Source organism: Cytobacillus sp. Hm23, assembly GCF_051842895.1.
Lineage (GTDB): Bacteria > Bacillota > Bacilli > Bacillales > SM2101 > Nanhaiella.
Genome location: NZ_JBPXRQ010000015.1, coordinates 76,250 through 96,700 on the forward strand (window position 1 = coordinate 76,250; position 20,451 = coordinate 96,700).

Consider the following 20,451-nt stretch of genomic DNA (forward strand, 5'->3'; position numbering starts at 1 on the left):
GTATAGACAAAACCCTATAAATCGTAGGAAGAGAATACCTTTAACCCAAAGTAAACGGATGATGTATACTTAGTCTCATCAAATTCACGTTTTAACTTTACCCATACTTTATGATCATTTCCGCTTAGGAGTTCAGGTATATTAACAGCATCCCTCCACTCACCAGGACTTCCATCTTCATCGTCTGCAATATCAACTAACCGATCCCAATGATCATCGTTTTCATAGGGTACTAAATTAATCTGAATATCACTAAAGGTACCAGGTAGCGGGTTCCGAATTATTACTTCACACTCCTGCTCCATATTGGTAGTTGCTAAATGACCTAAAAATTCCTCAGTATTTACGGTCAAGCTAATAGGGTTTTCTGCTTCACCCATATAAAATAAAATATCAGGAGTGACTTCAAAGTAATAAACGTCACCGCCATATATGTTTATAAAACTGTTGCTATCTAGTATATCTGCACCTGTATCTATTACTATCTTTGCATTAAATGGAAAAGGTAAATCAGCAACATCAAACACAACTTTATTGTCATGCTCTCTACAAATTTGAGATTTTATTTCGGCACCTTCTCCATCAACTAAGGATACCTTCATCCCTGCTAATAGATTAGTAATTGAGACTTCTGTAGAAGAGAATACCCTTACTTTTTCTACCCCGAGAGGATTTTCTGAAGTACCTTCGACGAATAACCCAATCTTAGGAGCTGCTGCATCTAATGAAGATGACCCAATAGTGTGCCACTCCACTCCATCTTCTGACCAGTATGCAAAGTAATTCTTGTAGTCACGGACTAACCTTATCCACGGAAATGTATTTAACACACCGCTTTCTGAATCAAAGTACTCTTCCACAGCAATAAAATTGTCTCTATCACCATAAGCAGTTATCCCACCTACCCCTCCATCAGAAGGGTTATACGTATTTTGAACATCAAAAACAAATGATTGTGTATCAGTTAATTCGTTTAAAAACAAATACAATGGGTTATTCCCATGAAAGATATTTAGCTTCTCACCGTCATGACTTAATCTTGACGGTGAGTTAGGTGACATTTCCCAACGAGAATTTACACCTGATGAAAAATCATCCTCATATATAAAACCACGTTCAACTAAAGAAACTAGTCCCATTGTTATTCCCTCCTTTCTAAGTAAATAACCAAATTTTCTTTCCAATCTTACAAACGAGTGGATTAGGATCATCGGGATCATCAGGATCATCGGGATCATCAGGGTCATCGGGATCATCGGGATCATCAGGATCATCGGGATCATCAGGATCATCAGGGTCATCGGGATCATCTACTATCGGCAGCAAGCATTTAATTAAGGCCTCAATACACTTGTCGCCACCTCCTCTTTCACAATAAGGAGTGACCATGATTTCATCACAAATCCAGTTGGTTAACTCAATCCAATCTATTTTAGCCCTATCCCACGGGTATATGAATCTATCATCCACCTGACGTACTACCCATTTAAAATCGTGACAACCTTTATCTACAGGGAAAGATAGTTCAAGATAATCACCTATATCAATAGGGTCATACGTCCCCTTTAATTCTCCGTCAATATAGAAGTCTAATACTGAGTTAAATGGGTCAGGTACCCCCTCAAACTTCTCCCAAACTTCAAACTTACTTATATGAAATGAGTATGGATTGTACGCTAACTGTCCCGGATGTAGTTCCTCATACCCTCCGCCCTGAACAGTCTCTATAACGACTCTATAATCAGGGTTTGGGTGAGGGGCAATATCTGTAAACGAGAAGTTGTAATCACCACTTCCGTTGAACGTACGTGAATCTACTACATCACCGTTACTGTCTAGTAATTTAACATAAATGAAGTTATCGTTATTGTATTCATCGCACCCACCTGTCCAGTGAGGAATCAATTCTGTAACAACAAAGTCACTGATATCAATACTTATAGAATCAGGTACAACAACATCTTCTGTTTCTCCTGGCTTGGCGATATAAACAACACCTCTATTAAGCTCTACATGATCAGTCGGACAATCCTTGTTTAAGTGACCTACTAGCTTGTAGCTCTCCATTACATCTGATGTATTTGTAAACGATACATCAAGATGTCCTCCACCTGCTGAGAAGGTTTCATTATAATCTGTGCCCGATACAGAAACAGTAAAGGTTGGATTACAATTACTTGATTCATTGTCGTTTGAATAATGACTTCTCCCATCATCACTATAAATATTCCCATCTTGGTCTATGCAGTAATTATCGAAAGAACTAGTGAACGTCCCTTCACTCACAACCATACCGCCACCATTGCCTAGAAGGCCCTCTTTATATCCATTCCCCTTATATAAAATGTATATAATCTCAAAATTCCTGCCTTTAGGAATGGTAACGTTAATATCAAACTCACCTTCTTCTCCTGTTGATTGATAATAATCATCAGTAATGTATGTTCCAGTATCTATATCTTTAACAATTACTCTTACCTTTGTATCATCGAGATATAGCGTAGGTTCAGTAATGTCACCAAAAAGGATATTCCATGTTTCTTCATCGACTCTCCCTGTAACTGGAAGACCAAAATCCCTTTGGAATGCCTTAACAGCATCTTCAGTTTCACCTGTGCCGAAAATACCATCAGCTCCGTATATAGAGAAATCATAACCACGTTCTATTAACTTTTCTTGAATGGATACAACCCATCCACCAACAGATCCTACTCCGATAACATACCCGGGATATACTGTGTAATCAGGTGGTGAGGGAGGTGTGATAATTACATCAAATAAGACGTTCCATGTAACAGGACCTACTATACCGTCAACAGCTAAACCATTCCTTCGCTGAAAATTCTTGACAGCTTCAAGGGTCCCTGCCCCAAAAATCCCGTCTGCGGTTAGCCCTAACTGGAGTTGGATAGATCTTATATAACTACCTCTCATACACCTAATCAAAAAGTAACCTGGGTACATGGTAGGGTCATTACTTCCAGATTCCCCTAAATCTTTATCGACTCCACGGCAAGGATCGTGATATGATCCTCCTCCAACACCTCCACTACCAGGATGCGGTAATGTTCCGTCCCTCGGATCTGTTGGATCAGTAGGGTGCGTTGGATCAGTAGGGTGCGTTGGATCAGTAGGGTCTGTCGGATCATCGGGAAAAACAGTTGGATCATCCCCTGGATACTCTTTCTTAAGATATATGTCAGAATACTGAGCATAACCTGTTACCTTCGCTAGATCTCCCCATGCGTCAATAGCGTAGTAGTAGTCATCATTCCAATAATCCTCAGTTACTATTTCTACAGAGTAGCGCCCTGAACTAACCCAACCTCTTAGGAAAAACCTTTCATTGAATCTATCCTCTATATGTTTTCTTGGGGCTTCGCCAGTGTCGTAAAGAATATTAAAATCTCTTCTTAGCCCTGTATCATTAACTAGCCATATGGATGTTTGCCCGTGTAATTCATCGTCATTAAAAACTTCATAAAGCCTTGCGTCTAATTTATAATTAAGTTTATAGTATCCCTCTACTAAAAAGAATTCTTCACTTACCCATACCTTTTTACCTCGGATATAACTGAGTTTGTGCGTTATAGTCGCCCCTTCTGTAACATCTATAGTATACCGTCCTTCACTATCGTAGTATTCATTACTAAATATCTGTAAATCCATCGGTAAGCCTCCATACTTACCCCTATGAACCTTCAGTTTTTCATTAAAGTGTATGTCACCAACTTCCGAAGCAGATATCTTCCGGTGTAGCTTTGACTGGTCTTCGTTAGAATACTGGTACGTAGGGGTAGCTCCTCTATGAACACCCGTAGATTCATCCCATTCAAACCCTTCTTTCCGCTGTGTCGTAATAGCTTTTGACAGAAAACCATAATCTAAATTCTCTGATTCTGTTCCACTTGGGAAACACAAGTCATTGTTACTTACAGGCGCACTAGGTTGGGAACTAGGGTCACCTTGTACAAACTTTACGTTCTCTTCTAATCTAAATGTTTCTCCAGGTGCTAAGTTTACGTCTATTAGATAGTCACCACTATCTTCAGTAGTATACGCTCTTGCTCCATCCCCCTGCATCCAATGGTCTCGGAAAACTGATACGGATGATCCACTGTCAGTAGTAAATACAGTCGGACCCGTCATTAATGATGCACCTTGTAAGGCATTATAATTAAACTCTCGCTCAAAAATACTCCCTCCTGCTACAGGTTGACTAACTACTGCACCTTCTCCACTAGTGTCAATTTGGAACAATATTTTGTTGTTCCCTTCATCCAGCTCTATGCTGACTTGTTCCGACACGCTACCTCTTTTAGACCAAGCTGTTCTTCCATTAACCTTTATTGATATTTTATCCTTAGTACCCATAAAGAGGTTCACGTAAAAGGAGACGCTTCCACTATGATCCATCCAGATAGTCGTCTCAGCTGTTCCACTTTTTGCTTCAAATTCTCCGCTAACACTTAATCCACTCGAGGAGGTTTGCCATAAGTTACCTGTAACCGCCCAATCAAGGTCAATAGATTCGGAAGAAACAGGGTCATAGTGATGGATATATCGAGGAGGGCACTGGATTTCCACTTTCCCTTGTACTTCTAACCTATTTCTATCAAGTAAATAGTCATTAAACACATGTAAGTCATATGATGTACTAGTGGATTCTATTGTTCTAGCCTCCCCGTCGTAGTCAAAACCCGAGTGGTTTGAGGTCGCTCTGTTCCAATCACTACTTCCTCCACTCCACGCATCTTTTCCCCAATTACCTGTCTCGTTTTGGTCACGGTTATGGAAACGGTCAGTAAAAAATGCTCCATAATAATCACCTGTTGGTTCTTCTACGTCAAGAGTATAACTAAATGAAAACTCACCATCACAATCGCTACATATAGTACTTTGGTGGGTGCGTGTAGGATCTACTCGATCTCCACTTTGTGCACCTTCCATAACACCCTTCATCTCATATACATACCACTCTCCATGACTTGCTTCATTAATCTTTTTCGGAAAGAAGCTATGCCAAGAAGGTATTACTTCTGAGTACTTTACATCTTTTATGTATATAGCATTCAATCCCCATTTTTTTGTGCTTTTTCCACGTACCATCCATTCGAATTGATATGTTTGACCTGGTTGGACGCTAAATTCTGCATAATCCCAATCACTTTCCTGACTCCACTCCTGACTAACCTGTCTACCGTTAATAAAGAAGACTAGACCGTTCCCTTTATCAGAACTGGCGAGGAATTTGAATGAGACTTTTCCCTTCTCTTTAAACTTCCATATACTAGTTATTTTAGAAGTGTTACCATAACTTAACCTTGAAACATCAAACTTGAAAATGTTCTCATCACCTGATTGCTCATCGTTACCAACTGAATGGACTATCTCCCACTCTTGATCTTCGCTAGATGCAACATACCTGAAAAAACCAGGAAAATCGTCCATTTTTGGTAGCTTAGAGGAGTTAAATAGCTCAACATCCTGCTCAAGTCCATCGAAGTGTGAAAAGAAAGCACCGTTGTAATCAAGCATGTACGGAGGGGGGCAATAAGGTAACCCCATTTCCTCATATTTTTCACTTGTCTTATCAGTTTCGTGTACCTCTACCAACTCAATATTCTTTAAAATAAATAGTGATTCTCCTGAGCCAGTTGGTTTAACTACTACTTTAACTCTACGCTCACCCATAGGGAGATTATCTAATCGAATGTACTCTGAACCATGTGTCTCACCAATTTTTCTCCAAATCTCACTATTATCTACAAAGACGATGACTGTACCATTTGAATACTCCCAAATGTCATTTATAGAGTACTCAAATTGTAAGTATGACTCATCAGTAGTTACGTTGATCACTTTTTCAACGTACTGTTCCCCACCAGGTAGAATTTTAGCAGAGATTTTATCATTTTCAGCTGCCCACCCGTCAGAAAGCTCCATATCGAAAAAATCAAAACCGTTCGGAGTAAGGTTAGGGGGATTCATCATGTCGACCAAGCCTACGTTATACTTTGAATAAATAGGCTTATCCTCGTATACTCTTACTTCTTTTATAGTGAAGAATGGGTCGCTAATTTGCCCTTTAGACTCATACAACAATACAAAAGAATGAGGTCCTGAGTTAATATCTATACTTACATTCCCCTCTGGGCCTTCCCATATCTTTTCTCCATTGTCATACAATTCAATAACATCTTCATCATCAAAGTTCCCATCATAACTAAACGAGATACTTCCCTCGTAATGAGTAAAAATACTGTTTATAGTAAAATAAAACTCGCCAACTTCGTCTGTTACCCCTAAACCATAATCATTCCACATATACTCAGGAGAAAATGAAACCTTATCACTATATTTAACAGGATCATTCAATAACTCCTCAAATATGACTCTTTTCTCAATCTTTTCGGGGTGCTCTATCTTATAAATACAGTCCTTTATTAAACGTAGAGCTTGTTGGTATTTATCAACATCTTCCCCCACCTCATATTTCACGTACCATGCTAGCTTTCGGTACATGTTCCACATCGCTTCCCTGCAACGGATACCCTTGTACCAATTTTTGTCTTTTAGGTACAGTTCTATCATTTGATCTACTAAATTTTCAACGGCATCAAGTTTAACTTCCTGCCATCTACCTATATTTCCATTACCTTCATCAGCTAGAACTGGATTCTGGTACCCTGATAACCTATCGCTATTTCTAGCATAGTTAGGGCTTTGGGGATTACTTGGATGGTTCTCCCCTGTACGGTCATAATTCACAATATCCGCAGCAACATTTCTGAAGCGTACACCTTTTTGCGATTGTGTAAATACACCAAAGGTATGTCCGTTTACCGCCATAAAAAATCACCTCTACTATCTAAATACGATAAAAGAGGCGATTAGTTAAGTTAGTGATCATACATATCATACTGAAGTCGTTCGTTTACCCATATCTTTATTTGTTTATCTATATACGAAACACGAATATTGTACCATTCATCCTTTTCCCATTTGTGAGGAGCGAGAGCTGTTCCTAACGGTCTTTCGATGCCGTTTTCTACTTTAAACAGCTGCATGTAGTTTGATCCCATATTCATGGTGTTGTTTGGACCACCTGCTATCACAAACTTATAATGGTTTTTATCGTCTACATACTTAAAAACTACTCCAATACCTTCATCGTCACTCTCCTCAGGGTCAACTTGAAAATCTATTGAAAATACATAATCTGTACTATCGTAGTTATCTAGTATATAACCGTTTGGTGTTTCGTGATTATCATTAATACGGAACTGAGCCTGCCTTTTATCAAAGCTCCAATCCGCTCCTCCAAATGATGTCCAATCCTCTAGTTGAGCCAATTCTAAGGAAGAATAAAAATCAGAAGTCCACGGATAAAATGAGTTATATGGATCATAAGGATCATACTTCTCAGGTACCCCGAACCCTAAGTCAATCTCCCAATCCTCTATTTCCATACCCTGCTGTAATAGAGGGTAGTCATCATATTTATATAACAACCCTTTTCCGTGCTCTAAAGAATCAACTAAGGTAGATTTTCTTTCTTCAAAACCCCCAGTGACATCGTTATCGCCAAATACAGCCCCTTTTCGTTCGACAATATCCCCAACCAAGCCATTTAAAAGGGAGTAGTGTCTTTCCTGAATGACGCCTGATTGTTGTAAATACTCAACGTACCCTAGTGCTGTACTTTCTTCTGCGGTAAAGAGTAGATTAGTTAATATACTGACCCATTTTAATTTCTCCCCTGTTTCCTCTGTGGGAGAATCTACAATTCCATACCTTTCTGTTAAAGGTTTTCCCGCGTCCAAGTCAGTTAAAAATAAAGCATCGTTATTATCTGGTCTATAAGCTTTATCCATAGAAGTCATAACAGTGCTAAGTATACTTCTGTTGTTACCTTCTAACCCTCCTGAGAAATCTATGTACCCTCTTGTAGAGTCGGCTTTACCTGAGTTAAAACTAGTAAATACAGTGGATTCTTTTTCTGAATCTGATCCCGAGTAAACGTTAATTTCTACTGACCCTGTTTTACTAGATACGCTTGCAGTTAGAAAGGTTTCTACATGGACTCCTGACTTTCTACTATTAAAACCTAAAATATCCTCTACATTACTATTCACTGAACTTCTTCTGCTCTTATCTGCATCGTATATACTACTATTTACGTAACCAGGTCTTTGCTTGTTAAGTTTGGCAACCTCTTCAACAGGTAAAAATTCAGACGGATCAGCATTTATGTAGCCAAAAGAAGGGTCATCTTCCTCCTCAGAGATAATCGACGCATTATTTTCTGAAGCTCTGGTAAAAGTATTTATATTAAACGTAACAACACCTTTACTATTATTTATAGTCGTACCTTGAAGTAAGCCTTTATCTAAAAAGTACTCTATTTTCTCTTTAGCTGAGTAAATATTCTCGTCTAATAGTGAACCTTTTAACTCAGGTGGCCTTTCGCCTACCTCTACTGAATCAATAACATCAGCTAGACCCGTAACGAGTTCCCCGAAAATCTCATCATCCATCAACACAGCACGAAGTAGAGGGTAAAGTAACTCGGCACCATTGGTAATTTCGTTAGGATGCCTGTTACCAATCATTTCTTTGACTTTGTTACGGAGGTAACTTCCTATAAAATCGATAAGTGTATCTTTAATAACTTCTCTTTCATATTCTGTTGATTGATGTAATGTCATTAATTTATTTTTTGCCTTCTTAACTGGACTGGACTTTTCTATCGAGAGCTTCTTTTTACCCTTCCTCGACTCTTTTTGTGTACTCACATATAAACCACTTACATTATCACGCTCGTAACTATCTATATTAAAAATTGAAGTACTGTTACTGAAATCTCTCTCTGCATATATATTTCCCTCTAAATTTATGCTCTTTTCACTATCACGGCTAGACTGGATTGAATCACCAGGTAAGAAGAGGTCATTAGAAATATCCCGCTTAAACCTTAGCGTCTCTTCAATCAAATTTAATAGATTATCGCCTATGATACGGCTGCTACTCTTATGAATACCCGGAACATATAAACTACCGATGGTATCTCGGTTATAACCCCCTAAAGAATAAGGGACGTACATATTACTAACGTTATTACGTACAAATGGTCTGAGTTGGTAGAAATTACTCAAAGAACCTACATCAATACGATTACTTAGTATATAAGGGTGAAATACACTCATATAGTTCCCTGTGTCACGATCCGACGATAGGAGGGAGTACGGTACATTTAACTCAGTAGCACTATCTCGAATTGACCTAACCATTAGTTGATGTATGTATACATTATCTACTACGTCTCGTTGATATCCTCCATGCTGTTGTATACTTAAATCTCCAATGAAATACCTTTCATAGTGTTGGAGGAGTCCTATGGTTAATCCACCCTGTATTAAACGTTCCAAATTCTTGGTGGATAACCGATTCAGCCCTTTGGAGTTATCACGGCTACCCACAAGTGTATGGTGAATTAATGAAGGCCATTGACGTGCTAATAGCCTTCCATCTTCCAATAAATACTCAATAATTAAATCCTTAGTGAGCTGTCTTTCATAAAAACCCCCACTACTGACATAAAAATCGTCCTTTACTTCTCTTTGGGATAATGTATGCTTGCTCATACTTAAAGGGGATTTTATATCCCTATCGGAGAAAATTCCTCCTTCCACATACCTATCTTGCTCAAAAACTCTTAATGATTTACTGTGTTCCCACTCTACCTGAGCAAGGTTTTCGTAAGGTCTAGGACCTGTATAATGCTCTCCTAAAGAGAGTTCAAAAACCTTATCACGATCACCCTTAATACCGTAACCTAAGGACATACCTTCAACACAGTCCCTGAAAAATGACTTTTGTTGGGAAACAGAAAGACCATTCTTGTTCACTCGAAGTGAGTTCGCTAGAAAGTCTCTTACATAAGTTTCTGTGACATTTTCTCTATATGAGCCTAATGCTTTGTGTATTTCCATAGCGTGAGTGTAATCTTTTAAGCCCGCCCATAAAATGCTTTGTTCCATCCTTTTTTCATTATCCCTAGTCCAGTTACTAGAAAAAGAAATACCAAGATGACTAATGTGGTCTCTTAAAAAAGGAAGAGAGGAATATTTAATAAGCCCTCTACGACTTAAGTCTTTAATAAATAAGGAGTTCTTTGAAAGTGACATGTTTTTAGTTCTATTACGCCAAAAAGAATAAAAAGAATCCAGTACTGACATGTCTTTAACATTATCACGCTCAACGGTTAGTAAATCCTTACCTTCTATACCTTCTCGTTCCCCTTTCTCCACTATGACAAGACCTTCTTCAAAATTAGCTGTCTGTTCTTTGACTGCTGAAATCAACAGCTCCTTTGTCAGAGGATTTAATTCCTTTTCTGGTTTAGCTAAAAAGTAATCAAGTAACATTAGCGCAGGGTACTGTGATATAGGAGCATATTTTAAGTGATAATTTTGAACAATTGCAGGTATCTGACGGTAATTAATAGGGAATAATACACTCGATGTAAAGGGATCATTAGTTCTTAGCATATAATTGACGCTTGTTCTCATACAATTCACCTCCGAGGTAAAAAATATAGGGAACCTCCATATGAGGTTCCCTATTAAATTTTATTCAATTATTCTCCTGGGTAACGAACTTCTTTTAATATTGCTACCCCTGTATCAATATTTGCAGAATACTGAGTGAATTGCTGATTAGCATTAATATCGAAATACTTGTATACTTCTTTCTCCCACGGTTTCCCCTCTACATCGATAATTAATTCATCTAAGTGAAGGATGTTGTGATTAGTGACACCGATTACCTCAGTTAGTTTCCCCCTATATCCTTCGTATGGGTGCATAATGTAGATAGGGGATAGATGATAGCGGTCAGTCCATTTACTAGCTTGAAACCCTTGTTCATCCAGGTGTAGTCCTGTGTCACCTAATACATTATCTACATAGGAGTTACCCGGCTTAGGAGCCTGTGTAATGAAAGAAGGATAATGTTTTTGGAACTCTATGCCTGAAAATGTTCTATACATCTGAAATGAAGTGTTCCCCATAGATGTGTACTCCCCAAAGTAAAATTCTGGAGCATCTTCAGACACTGTAGCCATCGTAGGTTCTTCCAACACACATCCAGCAGTAACTAATATATTACCGTCAATATCATTGTAGTTGTATTCAAAAGGTGTGATTGCTCCTGCATACATAAAACTCTTTCGATAATCGGAAAAATTAACGGCAGGGTCGGCAACTGCAACCATTGAAATACGATTATTAGTAAAGTTTAAGTACACGTAAACAGGCTTTTTATTTGAACGATCAGTAGGCTCAAATGCTTCGTCAGCCCATGCAAAAAGCACTTCCGGTCCTTCAATTCCAAACGAATCATTGTCGGAATCGAAATCCTCTAGTACTTGAATTGTCATAGAACAATTCTCAGAATTCTCAGGTGCTAAAGCGTTAACTCTAGGCTCAAGTGAAAGATTAGTAAACTTTAAGTAGATATCCTTGTTTACCGGTTGGTTAGGATCTCCTAATGCAGCTGTAGTTTTTAATACCATAGAAGAAACTAGCTCACCGGCTGTCTCCTCCGAGAAAAGAGTCCAATTATTAGCTGTAGCAGTTTCATGATCAGAGTTAAAATCGTACTCACTAATACCTGTTACTTCTTCCTTCAAAAAATTTAACATTTTCTCTGTGGTTGTTGTCTTTTCAACATATTTAAAATGTGCCATATTATCACCTCTTATTTTATCTCTTTTAATATTGCAGCTGATACTGTCCCTGGAGCAGGGGAGTATTTTGTAAATAAGTTAACTGGAGTATTGCAGCTAAAAAATTTATATACCTCAGTCCATGTTCCTTGTGATGGGTCATTTTCATCTTTTAATATCTTCGTATCTACTACAAGCTCGTCCCCGTTAACGATGTTATGATCTTCTACAACAACAACGCCATCTAGATAACCTCTGTACCCCTCTGATCTGTGAACTAAATAAATTGGACTACCGTGATACTTACTTGTCCATATAGAAGGTTGAAATCTATCATCATTTAAAACTAGTTTCCTTAGCTGAGGAGGTATCGTACCGACCTCGCTGTAATTTGGGAGCTGTGTTAAAAATGCTGGGTGGTGAGCCTGAAAGAATACATTTGATCTTGTATTAAACATAGACATGGACCACATTCCATTCGATGTATACTCCCCCCATATTCCGTAATCAGGAGTATCCTCTTTAATATCACCTTCGATAAAGCCAGTCTTATCTCTATCTAAATCACCCATACCGACAGTTACGCCAAAGTTCCCAAGCAAATCATACTCGTTAAAGTTCTTGATTCTCCCTATGTACCCAAAATTACGGTAGTAATCAAGTATACTAGGTGCAGGGTCACCTTCAATTACTAGAGCAACTCTGGCATTATTAACACTGAGCCAATACCGAACTAGATAGTCAGCACGCCTTTTCTTATTTATTACCCAAGGCGTAGTTGAGTCCCGACCATAGAAAAAATGAGACTTGGGACTCTGTAGTTGCCTTACTCCATCTATGTCAACTTCCCAACTATACAAAGGAGGAGCATAGCTAGGGTTACCCGCCATTAAATCAAGATAGTAAAGGTGGCAGGCTAGCTGATCTATCACTTCAGGTATGTCTCCTTCTTTATTTATTGTTTGGGGATCACATATTCCAATATACGAATCTTCAGGGTTACCTAAAGAACCTGAATCCAATTTAAAACCAACACCATATGAGATATCGCAATAGTTAAAATCATCGTGACTTTGTTCAAAAAGAACAAAGTATTCACGGGGAGTTATACCCTCGATTGTGTCTGGAACAGATTTTAACACTACCATTCTAGTTGACTGTACTGTAGGTTTTGCCGTGTAAGTCGTCTTACCATATGTGTAATTAGTAAATACATCAGAAATATCAACAAAACGCTCATAAAGGGTATTATCAAAACTACCGCCATAATAACTATTGACCTTCATTCGAAATGATGGCATAGCAAAATCTATAATATCTTCTTCTGTGACCACGGCAACACTGTAAAAACCGTCCCAGTTTTCATCGTACACAAATACCCTTTCGTCCCCTTCACCTTTCCAGTACCCTTGCTCTATAATGTGCATATCATAACCCTTAGGTGACAATTCGTTAGGGATAAATGTAAATAAAACGTGATCAACAAGTAATTCGTTACTTTTCTCTTCACCGTTCATACTAGTGTACGTAATCGTCGGATTTACGTTTATTTCATAGCCAGTAGGTGTCCCCTCAGAATTACTATTTGCAGCCTTATTTACCTCCGCTAAAATATAGTCACTTCCACCGTAAGTTTCTGCATAACCGGTTAAATTAACAAAATACACGGGGTAGCTATTTCCATCTGTATGCTTGTAATAGGCTGTTGTATTAGGTTGACTTTGTTCATACTCTACATGAAGACCCCCGTCGTCACGGGCAACCTCACTCCATTTATTTTCTGCCGTTCCTCCGTCTTTTGTAGGTATGACAGCACTTGTGATCTCATCGGCCAGTGTATTGATAAAATCTTGGGCCTCTGACTCACCCTCAATATAATCACTAAATGTTGCTAGATTGTAGGTTTCCAATTTTCATCCCCCTTACCTTAAAAATTTAATGTTGTACCATACCTCTTTTTCTACACCACTGATATTATGGAAATCAAATTTTATCTCCATATTTGGTTCGAGAGGATATACAATACCAAAGCTGTTCCCCATAGAAACACTTTCAGGAAGCTCTTTAGTATAAATCGTCTCACATATCTTTGTTCCGTTTATTGTGAGCTCCCAGTAATCTGAGTCGTTATAGCAACTACATGCTACAGAAATTGATAGAAACTCTGTTTTAAATGGTAGAGAGTAGGAATCGGTAAATACTCTCTGTACTGGGTCAACGTGTATACTCCTTCCCCGAATATAAGGGGTAGTGTTTTTAGAAAAATGGGGGTAAGGTAATTCTCGAACTTTATCAATTACGCCCCCACCTACATATGAAACATTGAACGACATTAGGATCACCTCAGCTTTGTCTCTTATAGTATAGACAGATGTTTGCTATGCCTTTCGTCCCTTAACTCTATATACGCTCTACTACCACTGCAGTTAAGCGAGATTTTAAATCATAGACCAGATGCAGATACTCAGATTGCAGCAACACTCCACCACTATCCCTTTGTTCAACTAGCACGTTTTTTAATCTCCATTTTTTATAGTACTCAAAGTCATGGTGATCTCGATCTACATCTAGTGGTATTGAAGGTTGGATGAGGTAACCTCCATGAGTTCCAAACTCTAGTAATGCCGGTACATAATTTGAACCTTGTTCATCATGCGGAAGTAAATTGAAATCGTCCAAAACTTCAAAAGAAGGATCTCCAACATCGATGACACTTGGTAAGTCACTCGTATCTTCGCTTTCGATATTTTTAATTAGTGCATTATCAATTTCTTCTTCAGTCATCCCCATGTTTAATTTAATATCTGTTTGAAAACCTGACGGGTAGATCATTTTTACTCTCGTTAATACCCATTCATCATCTGGGTGTTCACGGTAGAGAATGACACTTGGTGAGCCATCCTGCCCTCCGACGTCTTTCTTTAACCGTTTTTCAATTAAATCAAGGACACCGTGGACAAGTGTACTATCGTTAATTCCTGGCATGTTACCCCTCCGTTGTTATCTCCAATTTAATACTATTCCCATAAAAATAAATGTAAGGTGATTGTTGGTCCGTATAGATACCAATGCCTTTTGCATTACCATTCTGAAGTCCCTCACCGAAATAAGTAGGAAGTGTAACCCATTTTTTATCACCTGTTGCCCAACCAACATTACTTATCCAGTTTGTGTTAACAACCATTCCTGGATTACCACTTGCAGTACTGTGGTTGTGTAACCAAAAAGTAGGCTTTTGCTCACTCGACATACCATGCCTTTTGTGTCTCTCTAAATACAATCTGACTTTTTTAATAGTTTGATCTTTGACCCTATCTTGTATTGCAGAGAAGTCAAAGAACATTAATCCTTTGTGGTGTCCCCACTCTTCCCACTGGCCTTGATATACCCAGTCATTATCACTTCTCCATCCCCAGTTATCTCTCCATGATCTAGTTCCTTTAGGATAAAAAGTATGTACTTTCACATTCTCAGGACTAGATTCTGGTGGCTCAGGTGCTTCAGGAGGATTTACCTGTGGTTCTTTTTGACCTTCTACACTAGGCTCACTGTTGATGACTATATCGGGTACTTGAACAAGTTGATCTGTAGTAGACCAAGTTAAATCAATTATTTGTATGTACCCTGATTCCACATCAAATGAATCTCTAATGGATTTAATGAAGTAAGTCGCACTTGTCGCAGTGTCTCGATCAACAACTTTAATCCGGTCAAGGATATCTAATGCTGGGTTACCTGGAATAGATGCCTGTAATGTCCTTGACATTTGCTTCATCTGAAAGAATAACTTTTTAGCCACTTCCCTTTTCATAGCATCAGTTGTTGCCCATGGTACATTAACCGTCATTGTCCTAACCTCACCTTTTAACTCGAGGAGAAGCTCTTTGTCTATAAAACTAGCATAGGATCTGTCCGTTAGATCGTCACCACTGTCCTTTATACCGTCATCGAAAACTACAATATGACTTCTTGAGCGAGTGTGATCTACGGTTTTTGATAGTGAAATTAGGTTCTCATCATCCCTAAAGCTAGTAACGACAGGACCTTCGAAGTTTAATAATTCTAATCTATATGTCCCAAACCTATCACAATAACTACGGTAAGCTGTGTCTTTAATAAGTTCTTGGATGATTTCCGCAATACGGTACTTAAATTCATGAAATGTCTTTCCACTTGGTTCGACTAACGGGTTCAAATACCCATCAGTTGAAGGAACAGAATCTATAGGAACTTCTTCAAAACGATTCCCTTCAATAGCCTGTTCAGCAGGTAAGGCTTTTATGACCGTCCCTTTGCGAGGATTTAATTCTATTACATAAGACTCTTCTACAATAGAGTCAGGATATAACATATCATCAAAAGTAGAACGCCACCCATACATCCCTGCCTCTCCAATTAAATCCTGGATGATCGCAGTTTTTAACCACTGAACATTCCGCTCTCCTGTATTATCTGAACTCACTTCACCAGAAGGTAGTTGTGGGGGTTGGTATTTTCCTTTTTCAGTTGTAACTTGTTTATATGCTGTCCAAACACCTACAGGCCATCCCGTATCTGTAGCCCATTGATAGTTTCCGTAGTCACCACCTGACCAAAAATAACTCACATCATTAAAAGATTTTGGTATAAAACCTCTACTTGATAAAGCATCTTTTATACGCTTTGCCCCATAGTGCATTTGTGTTTCAATTCCTGCATACTTACCTTCTTTTCCACTATCAAATACACCATAACCGAGGACGAACGAACCACTTTCGTCACGCCCTGCTCCTGTTGTTCCAAACTGAGTTTCATGCCATGCTATAGCCAATAAGAAATAAGCACAGTCGGACGGCAAAGCAAATTCTTTAACTTTTTCATGTGCCCAGTAATAGATCTGATCCCGTCTTGATAGACTATCAATACTCACATTTTTTGTAGTAACACTAAGTGATGTATCAGAAGAACCGTAAACTTTCCTTCTCATCAAAGTAGTATTTATTATCTTTTTATACATATCTCTAGCTGTTACTGAAATGGTCCCATCGCCGCCACTTACGTTTACACTATCTATTAACCCTGTAAACGTTCGGATCGGTCTGTGATCATCGTGACCATATCCCATGTAGATTCTAATTGGAGTATTTTCAGAGAGAACACCGATATGAAACCCACCTGGTAATATATACGAGTAGGATGATTGAGCATTTTTAGCAGCTAAATCTGGAAAATAGAAAGGGTTGTAATCTGGACTCATCACCCCGTCTGGGTTAGCAAGAGTAAGTTTAGCTTCTGCTGCTTCTTGGTCCAAGCTTCTATGTATTTCACATTGTTTAACCTCAGGAAGTATCAATGTGTCTAAGTAAACAAATTTGCCTACTTCTAAATTTATTGTCTCACCGTGTTGTTCGTTAAACGAATAAGTATCATTACTTGCCTGAATCTCATACGTTTTATCAAGTGTCTGCGCTTTAATAGAATGAAGGGAAACCTGCTTTAATTTTGAAGCAGCATACCTTCCTCCGTAACCAAACGTTATATCTACTCGTACTTCACCTTTTGGTAAGTGTATATCAGGTGTTGTCGTTATCTTATCCATACCATTAAATGCGGATGATCTGTATAGTAATTCGTCATTTACATACACCTGTAAAAAGTCTCCATCTGAGCCACTGAAGTTGCCAGAGAAATTTATTTGTAAATACCCACTTTCAGGCATAGATATATTAAACCCAAGTTTCGGAATGGAATGTTCTGTGAAGTTGAAAGTCCAAGTTGGCGCAAAACCACCATCTCCTAAGGGTCTATCTTCATACTTTACCCCCGAAGGTGGCGTTAGAAGGTCATATATCGTATTTACGTCCCATGACCTTGACCTAAACTCCTCATTTAGAATCACTTCACCAGGATAACCACGCTCCGTTAGTTCTGCTTCACCGGATACTACCTCGCCAAGTAACTTCATACTCCCATCTAAAAACTGAACTGGATCAACATGGACTCCCCCATTGCCACCGGAATCTACATGCCTCCAAATTTCTAAATGTAAATGACGACCAGTAACTTTTCCTGTAGCACCTTCCACACCTAGTTTTTGTCCTGCAATTACTTGTTGCCCTATTTTTACAGGAATAGATCCTTGCTGCATATGAAAGTACTTAGTTAAAGTATTATCGTCATGTAGTACTTTCACATAATATCCTGCACCATCTTGCTGATAATCAACTGCCACAACTTTACCGTCCCACAAACTAACAATATCTGAAGCACTACCAATAGAAGCTAAATCAACACCTTTATGAGTAGTTCCCCACCTAACTCCATAGTTGCTAGTTTTGTAGTATGTTTTATTTATGCCTGACCATGACTTTCCACTGAACGGGAAGGTGGCAGGTATATAATTAACCAATGTGTTATGCCCATCACCTATCACGTTCTTATTTACAGTTTTGATAAAATCACTATCATGGAATACGACTTCTTCCGTATAACCTGGAATATATGTCATACGGTCTACTTCTACATGGCATTTTGGTTTCGATATAAACCCGGCTTTTAATCTATCTGAAAGAACTTGTTTTAAGTTTTCAGGAATAAACTGCATCTAACCCACCTCCTATAAAAACCTCTCTATGCACCATCGTCTAAACCTATTAACAAACACAATAGCCTCTTTTCTAGGAATAGGCGTATGTGGCATAAAGAAATGTTTTTCTTCACCGTTGCTAATTGTTGATATTGGTCTGTAGTATTCATCCACTATCGGAATACTTTGTGTAATAGAGTCAAACCAGTTATGAATGACCTTTCCATTTACTAGTTTACTCCCGTCCTTTAAGCTTTCATTATCCAGTGATAATACTGGCTTTACCCATTCGTCGGTAGTGCCGTTTACTTGTATTGATCTATTGTCTGTATCATTGTAATAAAGTACATTCCTACCTACGTCATACATGTCCTCGCTATACGTTTTTTCGTGATAAAACCATACCTCTGTATCCTTCTCTACTGGCTGTATCATTAGAATAGTATGGTCATTGAATTCCTGATAGTCACGATCTTTGGATAAACTTACCCAATCTTCAGTACCTTTAACTCTTTGATAGACTTTTATTTCCCCTCGACCGGATGGATACGTACCATTCAGTCGAAATACTTGCTGCCCTTGGTAGGCTAATTCTATAAAATCTAGAATGGAGTCTGGTGCATCAAAATCAGTAAAGCGGTTGTAGAAATGCCTTCTAAGGTTATCAATAAACAGCATTGTTTCAGCTCTACTTACCCAAACGTTAGGGAAGAATCTATCGTTATGGTAAGGTTCATATTCAGTATCTGATGCACCATTCGACCATGCTTGAAATTCCTCAGTAGCCTTGTTCTTACCGTTATTTTCGTATGCATATGTAATTTTCCCCGTTACTCCTTCGTAGTTCCATGGCAAGTAAACACTTCCACTAGATGACACTATATATAAATCAGTACGGCTCCCGATGTACTTCCTTGCTAAATCTTGGGCTGAGTTATACGATACGGAACTTTCTAATTCATCATCTGTTAAGAATACCCGTTTTAAAGTATTTCCGAATATAGTTAAGTATTCGTTATACCCATTAACTGGATAAAACACATATGAATCACCTTTCTCTAGCTGATAAGAAGGGTAATACGCTTCAGTTACAAGAAGCGGCCTACCTAATTCATCCATTTTAGGAATACCAGGACTTACGAAAGAGACAATACTTCCCTGTGATGGGGATGTGAACAACTCTACAAAAGTTTCCTCTCCTTCAACCCAAGTAGATTTATAACTATTTTGAACACCGTCTATGTAAACATATAATGGATTTTCTTCAGTTGGTGATACCTTTTTACTCAAAGTAAATCTAATCTGCCCTTTTTCCGCTTTTTTTTCTTCGTAAATATAAGGAGCATTTTCTTCAAATACCTGGTAAGATAACCCTTGAATAAATGGTGTTCCATCCTCAAGAAGTGTATTTGCAGCTTCAGTAATGTCTTCATAAGCCCAATGCCCTGGCTCTACATCAATAAAATTTATCATAGATAACACCTCCATCCATAGTATAGACAGCAAAGGGAATAGCACTTGGCTATTCCCTTAATATCTTCTCTACTAATCTTTTGGTTCTCATCATTAGAGCTACTAATTGCGCTCTAGTTAGGTTATCATGAGGTCTGAAATAAAGCATCGGCTGTCCACTAGTATCATATGTCGTGACAATACCTAATTTAGATAATTCATCTAATTCAGTATAAAACCATGATGATTGGTCGACATCCTGAAATTTCATATCCTTTTTATGGTGGTCGTTTTGATCTTTCTTAATAAGAATTAGGTTTATTTCCACTTTATATCGTTTATTAGCCTCAACTGAGTTCGCTTTTATAGACTCTACAGAGCCTATAAAAATGGCGCCTCTTTCATCATAAAATTTGTGTCCCCACCCAACAAAAGCTACATAGTTGGCATAATCCTCTTTCTTATCAAACAATAACGTTAAGGTAGTCTTATACGAAGCCAATCCCATCTGCTGAATGTGAGAGGGGGCATTTATTAGCTTAACTTCTTTTGTGTTAGGCTGTGGCACGGGGTTTATGTAAGGATCAATAATACGAGCCTTTACTTCTTCATACTTAAACCCATTATCTACAAATAGTTTGCGTTTATATTTATCATTGGCACTCCCATGCGGAAATTGTTGCGGCATGTACATCACCTTTCT

Annotated in this window: 10 protein-coding genes; all 10 read right to left on the minus strand. The window is 38.4% G+C overall.

The genetic code is table 11. The annotated features are described in order from the left end of the window. Window positions 1-14 precede the first annotated feature (14 nt). Window positions 15-1,139, minus strand: a complete 1,125-nt coding sequence (locus ACSVDA_RS11935) for a hypothetical protein (protein WP_485883453.1) — start codon at window positions 1,137-1,139, stop codon at window positions 15-17. A 16-nt stretch (window positions 1,140-1,155) separates the two neighbouring features. Beyond that, on the minus strand, window positions 1,156-6,852 hold the full coding sequence (locus ACSVDA_RS11940) for a peptidoglycan-binding domain-containing protein (protein WP_485883455.1): 5,697 nt from the start codon (window positions 6,850-6,852) through the stop codon (window positions 1,156-1,158). 50 nt (window positions 6,853-6,902) lie between these two features. Next, on the minus strand, window positions 6,903-10,574 hold the full coding sequence (locus tag ACSVDA_RS11945; RefSeq protein ID WP_485883456.1) for a hypothetical protein: 3,672 nt from the start codon (window positions 10,572-10,574) through the stop codon (window positions 6,903-6,905). A 68-nt stretch (window positions 10,575-10,642) separates the two neighbouring features. Next, the gene (locus ACSVDA_RS11950) at window positions 10,643-11,752 is read right to left on the minus strand and encodes a hypothetical protein (protein ID WP_485883457.1); all 1,110 of its coding nucleotides are present in this window, start codon (window positions 11,750-11,752) and stop codon (window positions 10,643-10,645) included. Window positions 11,753-11,763: 11 nt separating this feature from the next. After that, on the minus strand, window positions 11,764-13,641 hold the full coding sequence (locus ACSVDA_RS11955) for a hypothetical protein (protein ID WP_485883459.1): 1,878 nt from the start codon (window positions 13,639-13,641) through the stop codon (window positions 11,764-11,766). 12 nt (window positions 13,642-13,653) lie between these two features. After that, entirely contained in the window at window positions 13,654-14,064 is a 411-nt protein-coding gene (locus ACSVDA_RS11960; RefSeq protein ID WP_485883461.1) for a hypothetical protein, read from the minus strand. 67 nt (window positions 14,065-14,131) lie between these two features. Next, window positions 14,132-14,716 (minus strand): hypothetical protein, encoded by a 585-nt coding sequence (locus ACSVDA_RS11965; RefSeq protein ID WP_485883463.1) that lies wholly within the window; start codon window positions 14,714-14,716, stop codon window positions 14,132-14,134. A gap of 1 nt (window position 14,717) precedes the next feature. Continuing rightward, window positions 14,718-18,314, minus strand: coding sequence for a M23 family metallopeptidase (locus ACSVDA_RS11970; RefSeq protein WP_485883465.1), 3,597 nt, complete (start codon window positions 18,312-18,314; stop codon window positions 14,718-14,720). A gap of 12 nt (window positions 18,315-18,326) precedes the next feature. After that, on the minus strand, window positions 18,327-19,769 hold the full coding sequence (locus ACSVDA_RS11975; RefSeq protein ID WP_485883467.1) for a hypothetical protein: 1,443 nt from the start codon (window positions 19,767-19,769) through the stop codon (window positions 18,327-18,329). Window positions 19,770-19,818: 49 nt separating this feature from the next. Beyond that, window positions 19,819-20,436 carry an S-layer homology domain-containing protein gene (locus tag ACSVDA_RS11980; RefSeq protein ID WP_485883469.1) on the minus strand — a complete coding sequence of 206 codons (618 nt, stop codon included), beginning with the start codon at window positions 20,434-20,436 and terminating at the stop codon, window positions 19,819-19,821. Window positions 20,437-20,451: the final 15 nt, after the last annotated feature.

What these genes read in the sequence shown, in the direction of transcription:
- ACSVDA_RS11980 (WP_485883469.1), bottom strand. Translation starts at nt 20,436, where the DNA reads ATGCCGCAACAATTTCCGCATGGGAGTGCCAATGATAAATATAAACGC.
- ACSVDA_RS11965 (WP_485883463.1), bottom strand. Translation starts at nt 14,716, where the DNA reads ATGCCAGGAATTAACGATAGTACACTTGTCCACGGTGTCCTTGATTTA.
- ACSVDA_RS11940 (WP_485883455.1), bottom strand. Translation starts at nt 6,852, where the DNA reads ATGGCGGTAAACGGACATACCTTTGGTGTATTTACACAATCGCAAAAA.
- ACSVDA_RS11935 (WP_485883453.1), bottom strand. Translation starts at nt 1,139, where the DNA reads ATGGGACTAGTTTCTTTAGTTGAACGTGGTTTTATATATGAGGATGAT.
- ACSVDA_RS11945 (WP_485883456.1), bottom strand. Translation starts at nt 10,574, where the DNA reads ATGAGAACAAGCGTCAATTATATGCTAAGAACTAATGATCCCTTTACA.
- ACSVDA_RS11975 (WP_485883467.1), bottom strand. Translation starts at nt 19,769, where the DNA reads ATGATAAATTTTATTGATGTAGAGCCAGGGCATTGGGCTTATGAAGAC.
- ACSVDA_RS11950 (WP_485883457.1), bottom strand. Translation starts at nt 11,752, where the DNA reads ATGGCACATTTTAAATATGTTGAAAAGACAACAACCACAGAGAAAATG.
- ACSVDA_RS11960 (WP_485883461.1), bottom strand. Translation starts at nt 14,064, where the DNA reads ATGTCGTTCAATGTTTCATATGTAGGTGGGGGCGTAATTGATAAAGTT.
- ACSVDA_RS11970 (WP_485883465.1), bottom strand. Translation starts at nt 18,314, where the DNA reads ATGCAGTTTATTCCTGAAAACTTAAAACAAGTTCTTTCAGATAGATTA.